Here is a 19509-nt window from a genome sequence, read left to right on the forward strand (position 1 = left end):
GCTGGCGGCGCCGCGTCTCCTACCGTGGCGCCGTCACGCTGTCGCCGGCGATCAGGCGGCCTCGACCTTGGCTGCCTGCAAGGCTTCGCCGCGTACCAGCCTGGTTACGCCGACGAAGTCGATCTTGCCCGAGCCAAGCACCGGCACATGCGCCACGACGCGCACTTCAGCCGGCACCATCAGGTCCATGGCGCCGTTTGCCTTGGCGAACGCCAGAAACTCGGCGCGCGTCGCTTTCTCGGCCTCGGTGATGAGAACGAGTTTTTCACCCTTGCGCGGGTCCGGGACGGTCGCGACCGCCGAGAGCGAACCTTTCCACAGCTCGCCCGCCAGAGCTTCCACCGCAGCCAGCGAAATCATCTCGCCGCCGATCTTCGCGAAACGCTTGGCGCGGCCGCGAATGCTGATGAAACCGGCATCGTCGATGCTGACGATGTCGCCAGTGTCGTGCCAGCCATCTTGCAGCGGTTCGAGCACGCCCGGCTTTTCGGCCCTGAGATAGCCCGCCATGACGTTGGGGCCGCGCACGAACAGCCGTCCACCGCCCTCGACGCCGATCACCGGTTCCAGACGATATTCCATGCCGGGCATGATTTTTCCGACCGTGCCCGATTTGTTGTACATCGGCGTGTTGATGGAGATCACCGGCGCCGTCTCGGTAACGCCGTAGCCTTCGAGAATGCGCAGGCCGAACTTCTCCATGTAGGTTTCGCGGGTCGAGGCCTTGACCGGCTCCGCACCAGAAAAACAATAGCGCACCGAGCGGAAATCATAGGGATGCGCCGTACGCGCATAGCCGCTGAGGAAGGTGTCGGTGCCGAAGATGATCGTCGCATTCGAGGCATAGACCAGTTCCGGCACGATGCGGTAGTGCAGCGGCGACGGGTAGAAATAGACCGGGACGCCGGACACCAGCGGCAGCACCGTGCCCGCCGTCAGGCCGAAGGAATGGAAGATCGGCAGAACGTTGAACACCTTGTCGCCCGAATGGAAATCGATGCGCGAGGCGGCTTGCGCGGCGTTGGCCAGGATGTTGCGGTGGGTGAGCACGACGCCCTTCGGCGTCCCTTCGGAGCCCGAGGTGAACAGGACCACGACCGGGTCGGTGGCCTTGCGGGCAACCCTGGGCGTACTTTTGCGCAGCAGGCCGAGCAGCTTGTCCTTGAGGCCGATGGTCGCGCGCAAATCATCGAGCCAGACAATGTCGAGCGAGCGGCCGATCTCCTCGACGATCGCGCCAAGCTTGGCCTGCTCGACAAAGGCCCGCGAGGTCAGAATGGTGGTTACCTGCGCCGCCTTGCAAGCGGACAGGATGTTGGCGGCACCGGCGGTGAAGTTGATCATCGCGGGGACCTTGCCGGCGGAGATGACGCCGAGCAGCGCGGCACAGGCGCCATTGGCGTTGGGCAGCATGATGCCGAGCGTGTCCTGTCCGGCATAGAGCGTCTCAAACTTCTCGCCAAGCACGGCGACAGCCGTGAGCAGCTTGCCGTAGCTCAGCGAACCGGCGACCGGATCCTGCACGGCAAGTTGCTTCATGCCGCGCTCGGTCGCCGTCTCGATGATCCTTTCGAGCACGGTCTTGTTGATATGCTGCGTGCGGAAGACGAGGTCGGACATCACCTGGTAGAGCGCGGCGCCGGCGGCGGCGCGCCGCTTGCGTCCCTTCAGCTCGTCGTCGACCTTGAGCCTGACCGGCGGCAGTATGGTCACCTTGACCTTCGGGAACAGGCGGCGGCGCACGTGCTGCGCCGTCAGCCGCGAGAAGGGGCTTTTCTCCAGCCCCTCGATGCGGATCGGCACCACCATCGAGCCGGTCTTGTCGGCCACCATGGCGGCACCGTCATAGACCTTCATCAAGCCGCCCGTGACGGTGATGCGGCCCTCGGGGAAGATGACCAGCGGATCGCCGTTCTGCACGATCTTGATCAGCGTGCGTGTCGACATCGGCTTGGACGGATTGAGCGGCAGCGCACGGGTCAGTTTCAGGAACGGCTTCATCCACCAGGCCTGCGCAATGGTGTAGTCGATGGCGAAGACCGGCTCCTCATTGGTCAGCGTCAGAGCCAGCGGTCCATCGAGGAAGCTGACATGGTTCAGCGCCAGGATGGGTGCCGGGCCCGCGGCCTTGAGATTGTCCAGGCCTTCGACTTCCAGCCGATGGAAGGCGCGGAAAAGAATGGAGACAAAATCGCGGAAGGCATTGGTCGGCAGGTATTTCAGCATCAGCCAGGCGGCGATGGCATTGGCCAGGGCGAGGCCAAACAGGATGCCTCCCGTCGAGACGCCGGCTGCCTGGATGATGGCGACGAGCAAGCCACCGACGGTCATGAAGCCGGCGTTGACGATACTGACCGCGGCGACGACCCGGGCGCGGCGCGCCTCCGGCGACCAGGCCTGCACGGCGGCAAAGGTCGGCACCACAAGGAAGGCGCTGGAAATGGCCATGCCGGCGAGGTCGATCGCAACACGGATCGTGTTTGGCCCGGCGAAGAAGAGGCCAAGGGTTTCGGATCTGGGCGAAGGCTGCATGCTCCAGATGGTCCATGCGAGGTCGAGGCCGAACAGCGCCAGCAGCGCCGTGCCGACCGGTGCGGGCAAGAGCACGATGCGTCCCTGCGACATCCACGCGGCGATTGCCGAGCCAATGGCGATCGAGATAGCGAACACCGCGAGATAGGCGGTGACCGCGATCTCGCCACCGCCGAGCTGATCCTTGACCAGCGTCGGCAGGATCGAAAGCACAATGGCGCCGATCAGCCAGAACCAGGACGTCATCAGGCCGGCGCGCCAGATCCGTGAGTCCGTGCGCAATTCGCTGACCTGGCGCCAGGTCGAGCGAAAGACATTCCTGTCGATGACGAGGTCGGGCGCCGCGGACCCGGTTGAAGGGATGTGGCGGCTGACGGCCCAGCAGCCGACGGCGAGGATCATCATGATCGGCCCGAAGACCGAGACGCCGATGCCATCGGCCGAGACGACGCCCCCGGCGATGGTGCCGCCGAGGATGGCGGCGAAAGTCGCCGACTCGATCCAGGCGTTGGCGCCCGGCAATTCCTTGCGTTCGAGGTGATCGGGCAGGATGCCGTATTTGATCGGCCCGAACAGCGCCGAGATGATGCCGAACATCAACAGCGCGGTCATCAGCACGGGGATGGAGGACAGCGCGATGCCGACGACCGCCACGGCAGCGGCGCCGATCTCGGCGAATTTCAGCCGGCGGGCGATGAGCGCCTTGTCGAAGCGATCGGCGATCTCGCCGCCCAGCGCCGACAGGAGCAGGAATGGAGCCATGAACACGGCGCCGGCCAAAGTGACCAGCGAGGCCGCCTGATCGGCGGCCAGTGTGAAGAGGATCAGGAACACCAGCGTGTTCTTTAGGAAATTGTCGTTGAAGGCGGACAGGAACTGCGTCCAGAAAAGTGGCGCGAAGCGCCGCGAAAGCATGAGATGCGTGTTCATGGCGATTTCCATCTGGCGAGACCTATCCGGCACTGTGCCGACGACCCCGCGGGTTGCGTGCGCTGTTTCAATCGCAGAGATATCAATGAGCTGGTTAACTTCCTTACTACCTGTGACCTTCTCCAGTGCTCAGGAGTTGGCCCGTCCAACCCCACCGCGATGGGGGCGAGTGTCGTCCTCCGAACTTAGGTGAACGCTGTTCATTTCCATAAGCTATCACCTTTTGAACAATGTTCAATCGGAAAAATGAACGATGTTCACAAATACGTGAATCGTCATCAAGATGGGAACTGTCTTGCCCCTTGTCATAGACGCCCCGTTGTGGCCGCTTAGAAAGACGCGCCGACCAAGCAGTAACATTGGGCTGATGACGCGTTCGGTGTTCGACATGTTTACAGATGCAGCATGCTGAAGGGGACCGGTGCATCCGCATTAACGTTAAATTCACTATGGATTTGTTCTGACTGCGCAATTAACCGAAGAATTTCCCACAATTGTGCTGGGGCATATCCATGGGAAAATTCGCGGCTCAGCTTCAGAATTTCTTGCGGCTGCTCTGCCATCCGCTGGTGCTGGTTGCGGTCAGCCTTGCCGGCGTTTTCGGCGCCGGCAGGGTCGAGCATGAATGGCTGTCGGTACCGTTCTCGCTGGCGCTGGTGGCGGTCGTCGCGGGGATCCTGTTCCTGGTAACCGCACGCTTCGCCTTCTCCGTCTATCTCGCCTGGACGATCGTTGGCGTGCTGACGCTGATTTCAGCGATCAAGTTTCGCATGAAAGGCTTTTCGCTGCACTTCTACGACACGGTTTTCGTCGCCAGGGATCCGGAAGTGTATCGGTTCCTCGTCGGCTCCTACCTCCATCTCATCGTGCCTGTGGCGGCAGCGCTGACGCTTGGCGTCGCCGCGGCGATCCTGATCTTCCGCGTCGACCGGAAGCGTGGTTGGCCGTTATCGCTACGCGCCGTGATGCTGGCCGTGCTCGTCGCCCTGGTGCCGCTGACCTTTCCGGCCGAGGCGTCGAAGGACCGCTATTTCTATTACATGCAGGGCCGGCACATGTCGGCCTTCTTTGTCTCGCTCCTGGATCTGCGTAACCTGGTCGTCGAACCAGCTTTCGAACAGCGGCTGCAGGTCGTCATCGCGCAGCCGCCCTTCGCCGATACGATCGATTGCGGCGACAGGGCAGCGCTTCCCGATATCTTCTTCGTGCTCAGCGAAAGCCAATCCGATCCGGCCAATTTCCCCCAAGTCGGCAGGGGCGCGGGATTTCTACAGCGCTTCGCACCCAAGGCCGGCGCGCCGCACCCGATGCAGGTCGAGACGTTCGGCGGCGGTACCTGGATCACCAATCTGTCGCTGATGACCGGTCTTTCGGCGACCGATTTCGGCTGGCGCAGCCCCTATCTGACGATCACGCTGCAGGACAAGGTCGCCGGCGCCCTGCCGGAGGTTTTGGCGCGATGCGGCTACCGCACCGCCGTCATGACGCCGATGGATTTTACCTTCGTCAATGAAGGGCCGTTCCTGAAATCGATCGGCTTCGAGACAGTGCTCGACATCAAGGAAATCGCAGCGCCCTTCTACCACCTGCGCGACAGCTTCTACTATCACGCGGCCGAGGCATTCATCGCAAAGCACCGCAGGGAAGATGGCCGGCCCCTGTTCCTCGAGATCCAGACCATGTTCCCGCACTCTCCTTACGAAGGGCGAATGGAACCGGACCTGAAGGTGGAAGGCGAGCCTTTCTCCGATGATGACCAGGCTGGCGAATATCTGCGCCGGATGGCAATCGCGCGCGGCGATTTCGGGCAGTTCCTCGAGCGCCGGGAAGCGGAGGCCGGGAAACGCGGCGCCGTGGTGCTCGAATTCGGCGATCATCAATCGTCGGCGACAAAGCCGTTCGTAGATGCCATTGCCGGCGACGACGCACTGGCAAGACCGCAGTCACTTGCCTACCGCACCTTCTATACGCTCTCGATCTTCAACCACCCGCTGCGCCATTCGATGCCCGATACGATGCCGCTCGATGTCGGGTTCCTCGGCGCCAGCCTGCTCGACGCGGCCGGTCTGCCAATGTCGCCCATGATGGTCGACCTCGTGCGCCTGCGCGACCATTGCGGCGGCAGGTTCCATGGCTGCCAGGACCGGGCGGAGGTCGATGCACATCTGCGGCGGCGCGTTGATTCTGGGTTGCTGCATCTCTTCCCGCAGGCGGCGCCGCTTCACAGCCTCGCCGCACCACTCCAGTCGGCGGAGGCCAACCGCTGAAGTCTCAGGTGATGGGTCTTGACCCCAGCGTCGCCACGGTCTTCAGCGCGCCGTCGAGCATGTCGCCCTTCTCGTCCTTCAGCGCCGCCTCGCGCAGGCGGCGGATCCAGTCGGCGGCGTCGTCCCTGCCCTCGAGCAGATCAAGCGCCGACAGCACGCGGTCGAATTTCGACTGGGCGCGCACATGCGTGTCGCTGTAGCCCTTGATCAGCCGGCGGCAATTGAGGATTTCGACGGCAAGCGCGTAATCCGCCGGCACGTAGCCAAGCGCCAGCGCATACCAGCGGTCGAGATGCGCGACCTCGACCTTGTGGCGCAGCAGGCCGCGGCGCCAGCGGCGCAGGCCGCCGATGAACCACAAAGCGGCGAAGCCGGCAAAGCTGTCGGTGCGGATGCGGCGACCCCGGTTGATGCGGCGGTCGAGGAAGGCTGCCAATTTCGGCCGCTCCTCGATGTAGCTGCCCAGCCTCGCCGGCAGCGTGCCGCAGAACTCCTCGATGCGCGGATGGAAGTACTCGGTCACTTGCAGGACCGAACCATCCTTGACGCCGACCTCCTTGCGCACCCGCCTGTCGCGGGTCGAGCGCGTCTTCAAATCGGCGACGCGGATCATGTCGTCATAACACATGGCGTTGGCCAGATGCTTGGCGGCCGCGATTGACAGCGCATGGGTTGGATCCACGCTGTCAATCACGACGGCCTTGTCCAGCCGGTCGAGATATTCGCGCCCATAGGCGATGTCCTGATAGTCGACGACCTTTCTCAGGCCCCTGAGCGCCATCTCGCGCACCGCCACCGGCAGCAGGTCGATGCGAGCGGCAAGCGCCTGCCATCCCTGCAGCAGGTTTCGCGGGCCACTCACATGTCCCGCACCCAAGGCAGATTCGACAATCGCCGTCTCCGCCCGGTTCGCCGTCGGCGCCGCCGTGCCGCGCGCACGATCATACGCGGCCGCGAAAGCGGCGAGGCTGGCCTTGACGCCACGGCCGCCGGTGCCAATCGCCTGCTCGTAGCTTTCACGGGTAAACGGCAGCGCGTCGGAGCCGGCCAGCGCGCCAAGCAGGCTGGCCGAGATCATCGAGCCGTTGTCGGCGGCGATCTTTTCCATGTCGAAAGCGATGAAGCGCTTCGATGCGGCCTCGGCCGTGGCGTGGACTTTGGACGACGAAGCGCGGCCATCACCCGGTTCGATCTTTTCCGACACGGCGGCGATGCGGTGTGAGGAAGCAATCAGCGTCGTGCGATTGGGAGTGACGAAGCCCCTGATGATGGCTCGGCCGGCTTCCATCAATTCGGCAGCGATCAGGATATCGACATCGCCCTGCGAGGGCGACAGCGCGAAGACCGGCAGGCGGCCGGTGTCGCGGGCCATTTCGATATAGTAGATGGTGGCGCCGGTGCGCTGCGCGACGCCGGCGACCGAGGTCGATTGCGCGACAAAGCCATTGCGCTCGGCGACGTCGGTGATCCAGTCGGCGAGCACGCCGCCGCCCTGGCCGCCGACGGCCAGAACGGCGAGCTTGATCACCGGCTCATCGGCAGCACCGGACCGGGGGCGCGAGGAAGGAATGGGATCAAGCATCGGCGAATATCAGGCGCCGGCCTTCGCGCCGCCTCTGCAGGAAACCGATCGTCGCGCGGCGCGCCGTCTCCAGGAAACGGTCCCAGCGGCTTGGATTGTGCACGACGTCGGCGCGGTAGAAGGACGGGCACAGCACCGCCGCATCGGCGACCTCGCCGCAATTGCCGCAGCCGACGCAGTTCTGGTCGATCGACGCGACAGGATCGTCGCGCAGCGGATCGTCGAGCGACTTGACCGACAGCGATGGGCAGCCGGAGAGCCGCATGCAAGCATGATCGCCGGTGCAGATATCCTCGTCGACGCCAAATTTCGGCTTCACCACTCGTTCCCCGCCCTTGATCGCCTTGTCGACCAGGGGCTTTTCGCGACGCTGGCGATTGAGCATGCATTCCGACGAAGCGACGATGACTTTTGGCCCCTTCTCGTCCGTCGTCAGCGCCTCGCGCAGCGTGTCCTGCATCTTGCCGACATCGTAGGTGCGGTCGACATGGCGCAGCCATTTTACGCCCATGCCTTTCACCGCTTCGGTGATCGGATGCTTGGTCGACTTGGTCTTGTTGCCGGCGCGCGACGACAGGATATCCTGCCCGCCAGTGGCGGCCGAGTAAAAATTATCGACGATGACGATGACGCCATCATTCTTGTTGAACACCGCATTGCCGATCGATGAGGTCAGGCCGTTGTGCCAGAAGCCGCCGTCGCCGACGAAGGAGATAGAGCGGCGCTTGGCATCGGGCGCGTTGAACGCCGAGGCCGAGGCTGGTCCGAGCCCGTAGCCCATGGTGGTGGCGCCGAGTTCGAAGGGCGGCATGATCGAGAACAGATGGCAGCCGATATCGGAAGCGATGTGGTGCTTGCCGAGCTCCTGCTCGACCAGCTTGGTCGCGGCGAAGATCGGCCGCTCCGGGCAGCCGATGCAGAAACCGGGCGGTCGTCCTGGAACGACATTGATCAGGTCCGCCGTGTCGACGCCGTCGCCGACCTTGTTGGGTGCGCGCACTTCGCCCGGCAGCAGATGCGGGGCCTCGGCGCGCAGGAAGGCGCCGATACCGTCGAGCATGATCTGGCCGGTATATTCCCCAGCCATCGGCAGGTGCTCCTTGCCGACCAGCCTGGTGCCGCGCCCGGCCTTGTGCAGCATCGCGGCAAAAGCCTGCTCGATATAATTGGGCTGGCCCTCCTCGACGACGAGCACCGCCTGCTTGCCTTCGCAGAAGACGAGGAATTCGTCGTCGATCAGGGGATAGACGGCGTTGAGCACATAGAGCGGCACGTCGGTCTCGCCATAGGTGTCGGCAAGGCCGAGCCGCTGCAGCGCACGAATGACTGAATTGTACATGCCGCCCTGCATGACGATGCCGACGGAGCCATGGTCCGAGCCGAAGAACTCGTTGATCTTGTTCCTGGCGATGAAATCCACCGCCGCCGGCCAGCGCTTTTGCACTTTCTCCTTTTCGTGCAGGAAGGAGGCGGGCGGCAGCACGATACGGCCGGTGTCGCGGCGCGGTGCTTCGAGCGCATCGGCGACCGTCATCGGCGGACGCTTGTTGTCCTTGGCGATGAAATGGCCATGCACGTGGCAGCAGCGGATGCGCACCTGCAGCATGACCGGTGTGTTGGAGATTTCCGACAGTTCGAAGCCATCCTCCACCGCCTTGGCGATGGACGGCAGGTTGGGACGCGGATCGAGCAGCCAGACCTGGCTCTTCATGGCGAAGGCATGGCTGCGCTCCTGCATGATCGAGGAGCCCTCGCCATAATCCTCGCCGACGATAATCAGCGCTCCGCCGGTGACGCCGCCGGACGCGAGGTTGGCCAGCGCGTCTGAAGCCACATTGGTGCCGACGGTCGACTTGAACGTCGCCGCGCCCCGGATCGGGTAATGCACCGAAGCGGCGAGCATGGCGGTGGCGGTGGCTTCCGAGGCGCTCGCCTCGAAATGCACGCCGAGTTCGCCCAGAATGTCCTGCGCGTCGGCCAAAACGTCCATCAGATGGCTGATCGGCGCGCCCTGGTAGCCGCCGACATAGCCGACGCCGCACTGCAGCAGCGCCTTGGTGATGGCGAGGATGCCCTCGCCGGCGAATTCCTCGCCGGCGCCGAGCCTGAGTTTTTCGACTTCCTTGGCAAAAGACCGTTCGGCCATCTCTGCCTCCTTCCGTTGCCGCCGAGAACTGGCGGCGCCTATATCTAGATGTCGTGCTTGCGAATGTTTTTGAGCATCTTCAAAAGCGTTGCGATGAGTGCTGCATATTCGGCGTCGTCGATATCGTCGAACATCGCCTCGAAGGCGTCATGCATGGCCGGCCAGGCGCGGGTGAACTCGGCGCGGCCCTCGTCGGTCAGGAACACGTGGCGGATGCGGCTGTCCGTGACGCCCTGCTCGCGCCGCACGAAGCCCTGGCCCTCCAGCGTGTCGAGCGTGCGGCTCAGGGTCGACTGCTCGATGACCGTATAGACCGAGAGGTCGTTGACGGTGACGCCGTCGGTGACCGACAGCACCGCCAGCGTGCGCACCTGCGAAATGGTCAGGCCCTGCTTGCGGAAGTCGTCGCGCAAGGTAGCGTTGTAGCGGCCCATGATGCGGTTCATCAGATAGGGAGCGAATTGCTGCAGGCCGATCTGGCCGAGGGTGGAAATGCGCTGGCGTTTTTCGGCGACCTTCTGTTCCATCACAGCCTCCCTGCCAGCAGGAAGCCGGAGCCACCGCCGAGGCCCGCACCGGGATGGGTCGAGGCGCCGATATGATAGAGGCCCTTGACGCCGGTCTGGTGGTTGCGGCTGGTCTTGAACGGCCGCCACAGGAACGACTGGTCGACAACAGAGGAGCCGCCATAAGGGTCGCCGCCGACCAGGTTGATGTTCATCGCTTCGAGATCGGCCGGCGAATAGGCGCGGCGCGCGATCACGCTGTCCTTGAAGCCGTCGATATGGCCGGCGAGTATCGCTTCAACGCGATCGGCATAGGCCTCGCGCAGCGCCTCGGTCCATTGTCCGTCGGCAGGCGCATCGAGCTTGCCGGCGGCATCGCCCTTGATGTGGCGGGGCGCCTCGGGGAGTTGCAGCCACAAGATCGCCTGGCCTTCCGGACAGCGTGATGGGTCGAGCGCGTGCGGCTGGCCGACGCAGATGGTCGGCACCTCCGGCAGCATGCCGCGCGCCGCCTCGTTGCAGGCTTTCGAAACGCCGTCCAGTCCGGGCGTCAGATGCAGCAGCGCCACCTTGTCGAGGCCCTCGCCGCGCCAGGACGGCGGCTTGGTCAGCGCGTAATGGATCTGGAAATTGCCCTTGCCATAGCGGTATTTCCGCGTCGCTTCGACGTCGTCCTTCGAAGCGTCCTTGCCGAGCAGGCGGCCGTAAAGCTGCGTCGGCGTGACCGAGCAGATGACACTCTTGTTCGCCGTGATCGTTTCGCCCGACGCCAGCCGCACACCGGCTGCGCGGCCACCCGCCTGGACGACCGAAGCGACGTCGGCGCCGGTGCGGATGTCGCCGCCGCGTTCCCTGATCAGTGCTTCGAAGGCGGCAAGCAGGTTCTTCGCCCCGCCCTTGACGATCGGCGCACCGGCAGCCTCCAGCGCGAAGGCGATCACCTTGGCGATCTGGCCGGAAAACGCATCTTCCGGGCCAAGCCCGGCATGCAGCACCCAGGGCGCCCAGAGCGCCCGAATGGTTTCGGACTGGTAGCTGCTTTCCAGCCAGCCGCGCGCCGGCACCAGCGCTTCGCCAAGAAAGGCGGCTAGGCCGCGCGGACCACGCCTCCAGGTATCGCAGGCCAGCAGCTTCGCCGTCGGGTAGGACCAAAGCGCGCCGCCGAGCAGACCGAACAGCAGGCCGGCATTGCGCTCGATGCCGCCGACATCTTCCGCGTGCCGGTCACCGTCGCCGGCCGCGATCGCGTTGAGGGCGGCGACATTGGCGGCGCGGCCGGTGCGTAGCACGGCATGGCTGCCGTCGGGCATGAGCACGCCGGTCGGCGTGCCGGTGTGGCAGAATTCCAGCCCGTGGCGAGCGAGGTCGGCGCCGAGTGCGGCAAAGGCCGGCGAGGTGATGAACAGCACGAAGGTGGTCGCCATCACGTCATGGACGAAGCCCGGCGCGGTGATCTCCTCGGTGCGCATGCAACCGCCGATACGGTCGTTGCGTTCGAGAACGAGCACTTTCGCGCCCTTGCCGCCGAGCATCGCCGCGCAGACCAGCGCGTTGATGCCGCTGCCGACGATGACGTGATCGGGGGCGGTCATCGAGGGGTGCTCCCCCGCTTTGGTGGATGATGTTCAATTGCGCGAGGTAGCGTTCCTTGGCGTAGAGCGGCAACCTCACGAGGTTGCCGCGCCCACTTCGTCATCGCGGTACCATTTGCAGCCATGATCTTCTCCCGAAGACCGCCCTCGCTTTATTTCCCCGCCACCAGCGCCAGCGCGCGGATCGGGCTGCCGGTGCCGTGCTCGATCTTGAGCGGGGCCGCGATCAGGATCGCGCCTTTCGGCGGCAGCTGGTCGAGATTGCAGAGGCTGGCGAGGCCATAGCGGTTGGCCTTGTGCATCAGCGTGTGCGCGGGGAAGGGCGGCTCCATGCCGCCGGCCTTGCCGGCATCGGTGCCGATCGTCTCCGAGCCCCAGCCCTTGATGTCCTTGCCGATCAGGAACTGGATGGCTTCCGCCGTCGGGCCGGGCGTGTGCGGGCCGGTCTCGTTGGCGTTGAGGAACTCGGCTTCCGAGCCGTTGCGCTTGTACCAGTCGGTGCGCATCACCACCCACTCGCCGGCATTGATCGCGCCATGCTTGGCTTCCCAGGCCTTGATGTGGTCGACGGTAAGCAGGAAATCGTGATCGGCGGCCGCCTCTTTCGAACAGTCGATGACATTGACCGGCCCGATGAAATTCTGCGCCGGAATGGTGTCGGTGGCGCCGTCCGGATAATCCTTGCCGCTGATCCAATGCTGCGGCGCGTCGAAATGCGTGCCGGAATGCTCGCCGAGCTTCAGCCAGTTCCACGCCCACCATGGACCGTTCTTGTCATAGCGGGAGATCGAGTGGATCTCGACCTTCGGCGTGTCGACGGCAAGCTCCGGCGGCAGCTTGATCAGCGGTGTGTCGGGCCCGAGCGGCGCCGTCAGGTCGACCACCTTGATGGCGCCGGAAAGAAGCTGGCCGGCAACTTCGCCGAGGAGTTTCTGGGTATCCATGGTCTCTGTTCCCTCTTGTCTGACATGATCAAGGCTCGTCTCGGCCCTTAATATCCTACTAGACGAAAACATATGCATCTGCAATTATCTTTAAGCATAAAGGAAATGGGAACGGTGCGTGAGCGAGTTTGACGCCATCTTTGTCGGGGCGGGCCACAACACTCTGGCATGCGCCGCGCATCTGGCGCTCAAGGGCTGGAAAACCGGGGTTTTCGAGCGTAGCGCAACAATCGGCGGAGCCGTCCAGACCCGCGAATTCACGCTTCCGGGCTTCCGTCACGATTTCGGCGCGATGAATCTGAGCCTGTTCGCCGGCTCCGCCTTCCACCGAAAATATGCAAATGAATTGAAAGCGCAGGGGCTGGAATTCGCGCCGGTCGCCGACTGTTTCGCCAGCGCGTTCCCGGATGGACGCTGGTTCGGCGTCAGCAACGATCTGGAAAAGACCGCCGGCCGCATGGCGGCCTTTTCAGCCGCCGATGCCGCGGCATGGCGCAGGTTGGTGGCCGCCTTCCCGGCCGAGGCGGAGCATTTGTTCAAGCTGCTGGGCTCGCCGATGAGCGCCCGGGCGCTTGCAAGCACCGCCTGGAATCTGTGGCGCAAAAAAGGTGTTTCCGGCGCGCTCGACACCGGCCGGCTGTTGCTGTCGTCGCCGCGTGCCTGGCTGGAGGAAAATTTCGAGTCTCCACACATCAGGACGACGCTCGCCACCTGGGGCATGCATCTCGACTTCGCGCCCGACATCGCCGGCGGCGCGGTGTTCCCCTATCTGGAATCGATGGCCAACCAGAGTTTTGGCATGGTGCTGGGCAAGGGTGGCGCCGACACGATCATCCGGGCGCTGGCCGGCATTGTCACATCGGCCGGCGGCAGGATCGTCACCGGCGCCGATGTCGCCGAGATAACCGTCTCCGGTGGCAAGGCGACCGGTGTGCGGCTTGCTTCCGGCGCGACGCATACGGCCACCAAGGCGGTGATTGCCGGCGTCGCGCCCAAGGCGCTGGCCGGCAAGTTGCTGCCGGTCGGTTCGGGCGACGCCGGCTTCGACATGGCGATGCAAAAATTCCGCCATGCGCCGGGCACGATGATGATCCACCTGGCGCTGGACGACCTGCCGGACTGGCGCGCCGGGGCAGAGCTTCGACAGTTCGCCTATGTGCATCTGGCGCCATCGCTCGAGCAGATGTCGCGCACCTATCAGCAGGCGATGGCGGGCATGTTGCCGGACGAACCGGTGCTGGTCGTCGGCCAGCCGACGGCGGTCGATCCTTCCCGGGCACCTGAAGGCAAACATGTTCTGTGGGTGCAGGTGCGCATGCTGCCCGCCGAAATCGTGGGCGACGCCTCGGGCAAGATCGCAGCAGCGCATTGGGACCAGGTCAAGGAGGCCTATGCCGACCGCGTGCTCGACATCATCGAGACCTACGCACCTGGGCTGCGTGCGAAGATCCTCGGCCGCGCCGTGTTTTCGCCGATCGACCTCGAGCGCGAGAACCCGAACCTCGTCGGCGGCGACCAGGTCTGCGGCAGCCATCATCTGGCGCAGAACTTCTTGTTCCGTCCGGCGCGCGGCTATGCCGGCTGGGACACGCCGATCAGCAATCTGCATCTCACCGGCGCCGCGACATGGCCCGGTGCCGGCACGGGTGCCGCCTCGGGCTTCATGCTCGCGCAACAGCTTGGCGGGAGGTAGGCCAGACGATTTCATGAAGGCAACGAGAGGCAAGCGCTGCTGCCGACGAAGCCCGAACCAATGACCGGACGAAGCCGCGCAAAAGACAAATAAACCAACAAGGGGAACGACCATGACAATCAACAGACGCGAATTACTGGGATACAGTGCCGCGGCACTTGGTGTGGCCGCTGTCGGCCTGCCCAAGATGGCCAATGCCGCCGCCGGCGAGTTGACCATCGCCTATAATGTCAACCTGCCGTCCTGGGACCCGACCACCGGACCGTCGGCTGTCAACCCGACCATCCAGGGCCTCTACCAGTCGGTGTTCGACCAGTTCATCCCGCAGAAGCCGGACCTGTCCTTCGCGCCGGGCCTGCTCACCGAATGGGGCTGGAACGAGGACCGCACCAAGATCATGATGACGGTGCGCGAGGGTGTAACCTGGCATGACGGCTCGCCGTTCACGCCCGAGGACGTGGTCTGGTCGTTGCAGCGGGCGGGCGATGAAAAGACCGGCAACCCGATCCAGTTCGTGTGGAAGAACGTCAACAATTTCAAGATCGACGGCAACAAGATCACGGGCGATGTCGTGCAGTTCGACCCGGTCTATTTCAAATGGATGTCGTTCCTCACCGGCTACATCATGCCGAAGGCCTATTACGAGAAGGTCGGTGCCGAAGGTTTCGAGAAGGCTCCGATCGGAACCGGCCCCTACATGGTCGAGAAGTTCGAACGCAACGCCTTCCTGCGGCTCAAGGCCAATCCGAAATACTGGGGCGGCAAGCCGGCATTCGAGAACGTGACGATCAAATTCGTCACCGACGCGGCGAGCCGTGTCGCCGAGATCGAATCCGGTTCCTCGCAGGTGACGCTCGAAATCCCCTATGAAGAGTACGACCGGCTGATCGCCAAGGACGGGCTTGCCGGGTCGATCAAGAATGTTTCCGATATCGGCATGATCTTCTTCAACGACATCGAAGCGATGCTGGACAAGAACGTGCGCCAGGCAGCCGTCATGGCGGTCGACAAGGAGCTTCTGGTCAAGCGGCTGCTGCGCGGCTACGGCCAGCCGCTCGCCACGCTGGAAACGCCGGAATACGCGGCCTACGATGCCTCGATCAAGGTCGAGCACAATCCGGAAAAGGCCAAGGAGCTGCTGGCGGCTTCAGGCTATTCGCCGGAAAAGCCGGTCAAGTTCACCATCCAGACGACCAAGGGCTTCAAGCCCAAGGACTATGAGATGATCCAGGCGATCGTCGGCATGTGGCGCAAGGTCGGCATCGAGGCGACGATCGAGGTCTACGAGATCGCCAAGCACTACGAACTGCGCGCCGCCGACAAGCTCGCGCCGGCGGCCTTCTACAATTGGGGCAACGCCATTGGCGACCCGACCACGTCGACCGGCTTTGCCATGTATGGGCCGAGCCCGCATTCGGTCTGGGACAGCCAGGACCTGATCGACATGATCAACCCGCTGTGGGGAGAGAAGGACGAGACCAAGCGCATCGCCGGCTGGAAGGCGGTGGACAAATACATCGCCGAGCAGGCCTATGTGCTGCCGCTGATGCAGTATGCGCAGCCGATCGTGCACGCGAAGGGCGTCAACGTCGTCCAGCACGTGTCCGGCGCGCTGCTGCCGGCCCTGATGACCCCGGCCTGATACCCGCCTGGGCTTGCCGCGCGCCGTCCATGGCGACGGCGCGCATCTTCTATCGGCATATGAGCCTGCGGGCTCCTGCAAAGATTTACATGCTCCTGCAACGATTCCTGATCCGTCTGCTGACGATGCTGATCACGCTGTTCGGCGTGGCCGTCGTCGTATTCGTGGTCATCCGCGTCGCGCCCGGCGATCCGATCGCCATGATGCTGCCGCCCGGTGCCACCAATGATGACATCGCCCGTCTGCGTGCGCTCTATGGGCTCGACAAGACGATCGTGCAGCAGTTCTTCATCTGGCTGTCCGGTGTCGCCAGGGGCGATTTCGGCACCTCGATCTCGCTGCGGCAGGACGTGCTTGGCCTCGTCTTCAGCCGGCTGCCGGCTACGCTGGAGCTTGCCATCGTCGCGCTCATCATGGCAGTGGCGATCGGCGGCACGACGGCGATCCTGGGCGCGAGCGAGCGCGGCACGGCGGTCGAGGCCGGCATCGACATCGCCAGCGGTGCCGCGCTTTCCATCCCCGATTTTCTCTGGGGCCTGGTGCTGATCCTGCTGTTCGGCGTGCTGGTGCCGATCTTCGACATTTCCGGCCGCGTGTCGCCGCAGCTAGACCTGCCCTTCGTCAGCCAGTTCTATCTGTTCGAAAGCTTGCTTCGGCTGCGCCTCGATCTCACCTGGGACCTCTTGAAGCACATGCTGATGCCAGCCGTGGCGCTGGCGCTGCCGCTCGCGGCCATCATCGCGCAGCTACTGAAGCAGTCGCTGAAGGAAGTGCTCGACCTCGACTATGTCGTGCTGGCGCGGGTCAAGGGGTTTTCGGAAACGCAGGTCATCTTGCGCGAGGCGCTGAAGAACGCCGCCTTGCCGACACTGACGCTCATCGGCGTGCAGTTCACCTTCCTCATCGGCGGCACCGTCATCGTCGAGCGGCTGTTCTCCTATGAGGGCCTCGGCAACATGGCGATCGACGCCGTCATCAACCGCGACCTGCCGCTGATCCAGGGCATCGTGCTGGTCTTCGCGCTGCTGTTCGTGCTGATCAATCTCGCGGTGGACATGATGTACGCGCTGCTCAATCCGAGGCTGCGCCATGGATGAGGCACGCATCATCAGGCACGGATCGAGCCCGAGGCTGTGGCTCGCCGGCGGTTGGCTGCTGCTGGCGCTGCTGGCCGCGATCTTGGCGCCGCTGGTGGCGCCGCAGGATCCGCTGGCGCAGGATTTGATGCTGGAGCGTCTGCCGCCGTTCTGGCTCGATGGCGCCGAGCCCGGCTATTGGCTGGGCACCGACAGTCTCGGCCGCGACCTGCTCTCCCGGCTGATTTTCGGCGGCCGCATCGCCTTCATCGTTGCTTTCGCGGCGGCCATCGCCGCCTGCGTGGTCGGCTCCACATTAGGGCTGGTCGCGGGCTATTTCGGCGGCTGGGCGGACCGCATCATCTCGCGCATCGTCGACATCTGGATGGCCTTCCCGCCGGTGCTGTTCGCCATCCTCCTGATCGCCGTGCTCGGCACCGGCTTGAGCTCCGTCATCCTCGCCATCGCCATCATCGACTGGACGCGTTTTTGCCGGGTCATTCGCGCCGAGGCAATGGGCCAGTCACGCATGGACTATGTCGAGAATGCCCGTATCGCCGGCTATGGCCGCTTCGGCATCATGCTGCGCGAAGTGCTGCCCAATGTGGTGCCGTCGATCGTGGCGCTGCTGTCGCTGGAGATGGGCATCGCCGTCATCGTCGAGGCGATCCTGTCCTTCGTCAATCTGTCGATCTCGACCGACGATCCGACCTGGGGCGGCATCATCGCCGAGGGCCGGCTGTCGATCCATCAGGCCTGGTGGGTGCTGGTCTTCCCGCTGATCACGCTGATCCTCACCGTGCTCTCTTTCAGCCAGTTCGGCGAAGCGCTGAAGACGCGTTTCGACCCGGTGCTGCGATGAGCGCCTGTCTAGACATCGCCAACCTCAGCGCCGTGCTGGCCAACGGCCAGCGCGTGCTGCGCTCGGTATCGCTCTCGGTACAACCCGGTGAAGTGCGCGCGCTTGTCGGCGAAAGCGGCGCCGGCAAGACGATGATCGGCAAGGCGGTGCTTGGCGTGTTGCCATCGAGCGTGCGCATCGTCGAAGGCGATATGAGACTCGAGGGCGAAGACCTCGGCAAACTCCCGCCAAAAGCGCGGCGCACGCTGATCGGCGCGCGCACGGCGCTGATCCCGCAGGATCCGCTGACCGCGCTCAACCCCTCGCGGCGCATCGGCCCCCAGATGACCGACCGTCTGGTGCGCATCCTCGGCTGGAGCGGAGACAAGGCCGATCAACGTATCCGCCAGTTGCTTGATGAGGTGCAGATCCGCGACCCGGACCGTGTGCTGAAAAGCTATCCGCACGAATTGTCCGGCGGCATGCGCCAGCGCGTGCTGATTGCCGCCGCCTTTGCCGCCGAGCCACGGCTGATCGTCGCCGACGAGCCGACCACGGCCCTCGACGTCACCGTGCAAAAGCAGATCCTGCGGCTGATCGCGGCGTTGCAGCGCGAGCACGGCACGGCGATCCTTTTCGTGACTCACGATCTCGGCGTCGTCGCCAAGATCAGCCAGAAAGTGTCGGTGCTCTATGCGGGTATGGTGGTGGAAGAGGCCGAAACCGCGGCGCTGTTCGCGACACCTCGGCATCCCTACACCCGAGCACTGATGGCTGCGACGCCGCGCTATACCGATCCCTTCGCGTCGCTGAAACCGGTGGACGAGACGGTACTCGCCGGGCTCGCCGCCGAGATTGCTTCCGCCGACCAGGCCTGGGGGCGTCCGCATGGCTGAGCCGCTGTTCTCCGTGCGCGGGCTGAAGGTCGCGCTGCCCGACATGACGCGCAAGCCGCTCATCGGCCGTGCACCGCTGGCCGAGATCCTGACAGGCCTGGATTTCGACCTGCCCAAGGGGTCGGTGACAGGGATCGTCGGCGAATCCGGATCGGGCAAGTCGACGCTCGGCCGCGCTTTAGTGCGCCTTCTGGAGCCCAGCGTCGGCAGCGTCCGTTTCGAGGGCCGCGACATCACCCATCTGCCGGAAGCGGAACTGCGGCCACTGCGCCGCGACCTGCAGATGATCTTCCAGGATCCGATGTCGTCGCTCAACCCGCGCCGCACCATTGCCAGCATCATCGCCGCGCCGCTGAAGCAGAACGGGCTTGGCGACAATCTGAAATCCCGCGTCGCCGAGGCACTGCAACGCGTCGGCCTGCCGCAAAGCTTCGCCAGCCGCTATCGCCACGAATTGTCGGGTGGCCAGCGCCAGCGCGTCGGCATCGCCCGCGCGCTGGCGCTGTCGCCGAAATTCGTGCTGGCCGACGAGATCGTCTCCGGCCTCGACGTCTCGACGCAGGCGCAGATCCTGACCCTGCTGGAGAAGCTTGCCGCGGAGATGGGCCTGACGGTCGCCTTCATCAGCCACGATCTGTCGGTCATCCGGCGGCTGTGCCAGCAGGTGATCGTCATGCGCGAAGGCAGCATCGTGGAAGCGAGCGCCACGGACGCGCTGTTCGACATGCCGCGGCAGAGCTACACGCGCGACCTGCTCGCCGCCATTCCGCTGCCGGAAATCGATCCGGACTGGCTGAACATCCCAACGGCAAGGGTCCCGACATGAAAACAACCGCACGCCGAAAAACGGGCTTCGGACGTG

13 protein-coding genes are annotated in these 19509 nt (G+C 64.3%); 7 read left to right on the plus strand and 6 right to left on the minus strand.

Features of this window, described 5'->3' with window-relative positions; translation table 11 throughout:
* Window positions 1–51: 51 nt before the first annotated feature.
* Window positions 52–3462 (minus strand): acyl-[ACP]--phospholipid O-acyltransferase, encoded by a 3411-nt coding sequence (locus tag FJ527_RS02130; RefSeq protein WP_140821449.1) that lies wholly within the window; start codon window positions 3460–3462, stop codon window positions 52–54.
* Window positions 3463–3974: 512 nt separating this feature from the next.
* On the opposite strand from FJ527_RS02130, the gene FJ527_RS02135 reads away from it, so the two are divergent.
* The gene (locus tag FJ527_RS02135) at window positions 3975–5729 is read left to right on the plus strand and encodes a sulfatase-like hydrolase/transferase (RefSeq protein WP_140821451.1); all 1755 of its coding nucleotides are present in this window, start codon (window positions 3975–3977) and stop codon (window positions 5727–5729) included.
* A gap of 4 nt (window positions 5730–5733) precedes the next feature.
* On the opposite strand, the gene FJ527_RS02140 is transcribed toward FJ527_RS02135, so the two are convergent.
* The 5 genes from FJ527_RS02140 to FJ527_RS02160 all read right to left on the minus strand — a co-directional run bounded on the left by FJ527_RS02140 (window position 5734) and on the right by FJ527_RS02160 (window position 12499).
* The gene (locus FJ527_RS02140) at window positions 5734–7311 is read right to left on the minus strand and encodes an indolepyruvate oxidoreductase subunit beta family protein (RefSeq protein ID WP_140821453.1); all 1578 of its coding nucleotides are present in this window, start codon (window positions 7309–7311) and stop codon (window positions 5734–5736) included.
* Window positions 7304–9457 carry an indolepyruvate ferredoxin oxidoreductase subunit alpha gene (locus FJ527_RS02145; RefSeq protein ID WP_140821455.1) on the minus strand — a complete coding sequence of 718 codons (2154 nt, stop codon included), beginning with the start codon at window positions 9455–9457 and terminating at the stop codon, window positions 7304–7306. The genes FJ527_RS02140 and FJ527_RS02145 overlap by 8 nt, the downstream gene beginning before the upstream one ends.
* Window positions 9458–9501: 44 nt before the next feature.
* Window positions 9502–9984, minus strand: coding sequence for a MarR family transcriptional regulator (locus tag FJ527_RS02150; RefSeq protein ID WP_023772620.1), 483 nt, complete (start codon window positions 9982–9984; stop codon window positions 9502–9504).
* A complete protein-coding gene (locus FJ527_RS02155; RefSeq protein ID WP_140821456.1) occupies window positions 9984–11555 on the minus strand; it encodes an NAD(P)/FAD-dependent oxidoreductase in 1572 nt (523 codons plus the stop codon). Before FJ527_RS02155 ends, FJ527_RS02150 begins: the two co-directional genes overlap by 1 nt.
* Window positions 11556–11707: 152 nt before the next feature.
* The gene (locus FJ527_RS02160) at window positions 11708–12499 is read right to left on the minus strand and encodes a cyclase family protein (RefSeq protein WP_140723067.1); all 792 of its coding nucleotides are present in this window, start codon (window positions 12497–12499) and stop codon (window positions 11708–11710) included.
* A 118-nt stretch (window positions 12500–12617) separates the two neighbouring features.
* Between FJ527_RS02160 and FJ527_RS02165 the strand changes: the two genes are divergently transcribed.
* The 6 genes from FJ527_RS02165 (at window position 12618) to FJ527_RS02190 (ending at window position 19473) form a co-directional block, all read left to right on the plus strand.
* Complete coding sequence (locus tag FJ527_RS02165; RefSeq protein WP_140821458.1) at window positions 12618–14192, plus strand: NAD(P)/FAD-dependent oxidoreductase; 1575 nt, start codon at window positions 12618–12620, stop codon at window positions 14190–14192.
* A gap of 112 nt (window positions 14193–14304) precedes the next feature.
* Complete coding sequence (locus FJ527_RS02170; RefSeq protein ID WP_140821460.1) at window positions 14305–15834, plus strand: ABC transporter substrate-binding protein; 1530 nt, start codon at window positions 14305–14307, stop codon at window positions 15832–15834.
* An 89-nt stretch (window positions 15835–15923) separates the two neighbouring features.
* On the plus strand, window positions 15924–16931 hold the full coding sequence (locus FJ527_RS02175; RefSeq protein WP_140821462.1) for an ABC transporter permease: 1008 nt from the start codon (window positions 15924–15926) through the stop codon (window positions 16929–16931).
* Window positions 16924–17772, plus strand: a complete 849-nt coding sequence (locus tag FJ527_RS02180; RefSeq protein WP_140821464.1) for an ABC transporter permease — start codon at window positions 16924–16926, stop codon at window positions 17770–17772. Before FJ527_RS02175 ends, FJ527_RS02180 begins: the two co-directional genes overlap by 8 nt.
* Window positions 17769–18647: an ABC transporter ATP-binding protein gene (locus FJ527_RS02185; RefSeq protein WP_140821466.1), complete on the plus strand. Its 879-nt coding sequence runs from the start codon at window positions 17769–17771 to the stop codon at window positions 18645–18647. Before FJ527_RS02180 ends, FJ527_RS02185 begins: the two co-directional genes overlap by 4 nt.
* Window positions 18640–19473, plus strand: a complete 834-nt coding sequence (locus FJ527_RS02190) for an ATP-binding cassette domain-containing protein (RefSeq protein WP_140821468.1) — start codon at window positions 18640–18642, stop codon at window positions 19471–19473. Before FJ527_RS02185 ends, FJ527_RS02190 begins: the two co-directional genes overlap by 8 nt.
* The last annotated feature ends 36 nt before the right edge of the window (window positions 19474–19509 follow it).

This window comes from Mesorhizobium sp. B2-4-18, assembly GCF_006441385.1.
Taxonomy (GTDB): domain Bacteria; phylum Pseudomonadota; class Alphaproteobacteria; order Rhizobiales; family Rhizobiaceae; genus Mesorhizobium; species Mesorhizobium australicum.

Bases quoted from the DNA above. Each gene is read 5' to 3' on its own strand.
- FJ527_RS02130 (WP_140821449.1), bottom strand. From the start codon at position 3,462: ATGAACACGCATCTCATGCTTTCGCGGCGCTTCGCGCCACTTTTCTGG.
- FJ527_RS02135 (WP_140821451.1), top strand. From the start codon at position 3,975: ATGGGAAAATTCGCGGCTCAGCTTCAGAATTTCTTGCGGCTGCTCTGC.
- FJ527_RS02140 (WP_140821453.1), bottom strand. From the start codon at position 7,311: ATGCTTGATCCCATTCCTTCCTCGCGCCCCCGGTCCGGTGCTGCCGAT.
- FJ527_RS02145 (WP_140821455.1), bottom strand. From the start codon at position 9,457: ATGGCCGAACGGTCTTTTGCCAAGGAAGTCGAAAAACTCAGGCTCGGC.
- FJ527_RS02150 (WP_023772620.1), bottom strand. From the start codon at position 9,984: ATGGAACAGAAGGTCGCCGAAAAACGCCAGCGCATTTCCACCCTCGGC.
- FJ527_RS02155 (WP_140821456.1), bottom strand. From the start codon at position 11,555: ATGACCGCCCCCGATCACGTCATCGTCGGCAGCGGCATCAACGCGCTG.
- FJ527_RS02160 (WP_140723067.1), bottom strand. From the start codon at position 12,499: ATGGATACCCAGAAACTCCTCGGCGAAGTTGCCGGCCAGCTTCTTTCC.
- FJ527_RS02170 (WP_140821460.1), top strand. From the start codon at position 14,305: ATGACAATCAACAGACGCGAATTACTGGGATACAGTGCCGCGGCACTT.
- FJ527_RS02175 (WP_140821462.1), top strand. From the start codon at position 15,924: ATGCTCCTGCAACGATTCCTGATCCGTCTGCTGACGATGCTGATCACG.
- FJ527_RS02180 (WP_140821464.1), top strand. From the start codon at position 16,924: ATGGATGAGGCACGCATCATCAGGCACGGATCGAGCCCGAGGCTGTGG.
- FJ527_RS02185 (WP_140821466.1), top strand. From the start codon at position 17,769: ATGAGCGCCTGTCTAGACATCGCCAACCTCAGCGCCGTGCTGGCCAAC.
- FJ527_RS02190 (WP_140821468.1), top strand. From the start codon at position 18,640: ATGGCTGAGCCGCTGTTCTCCGTGCGCGGGCTGAAGGTCGCGCTGCCC.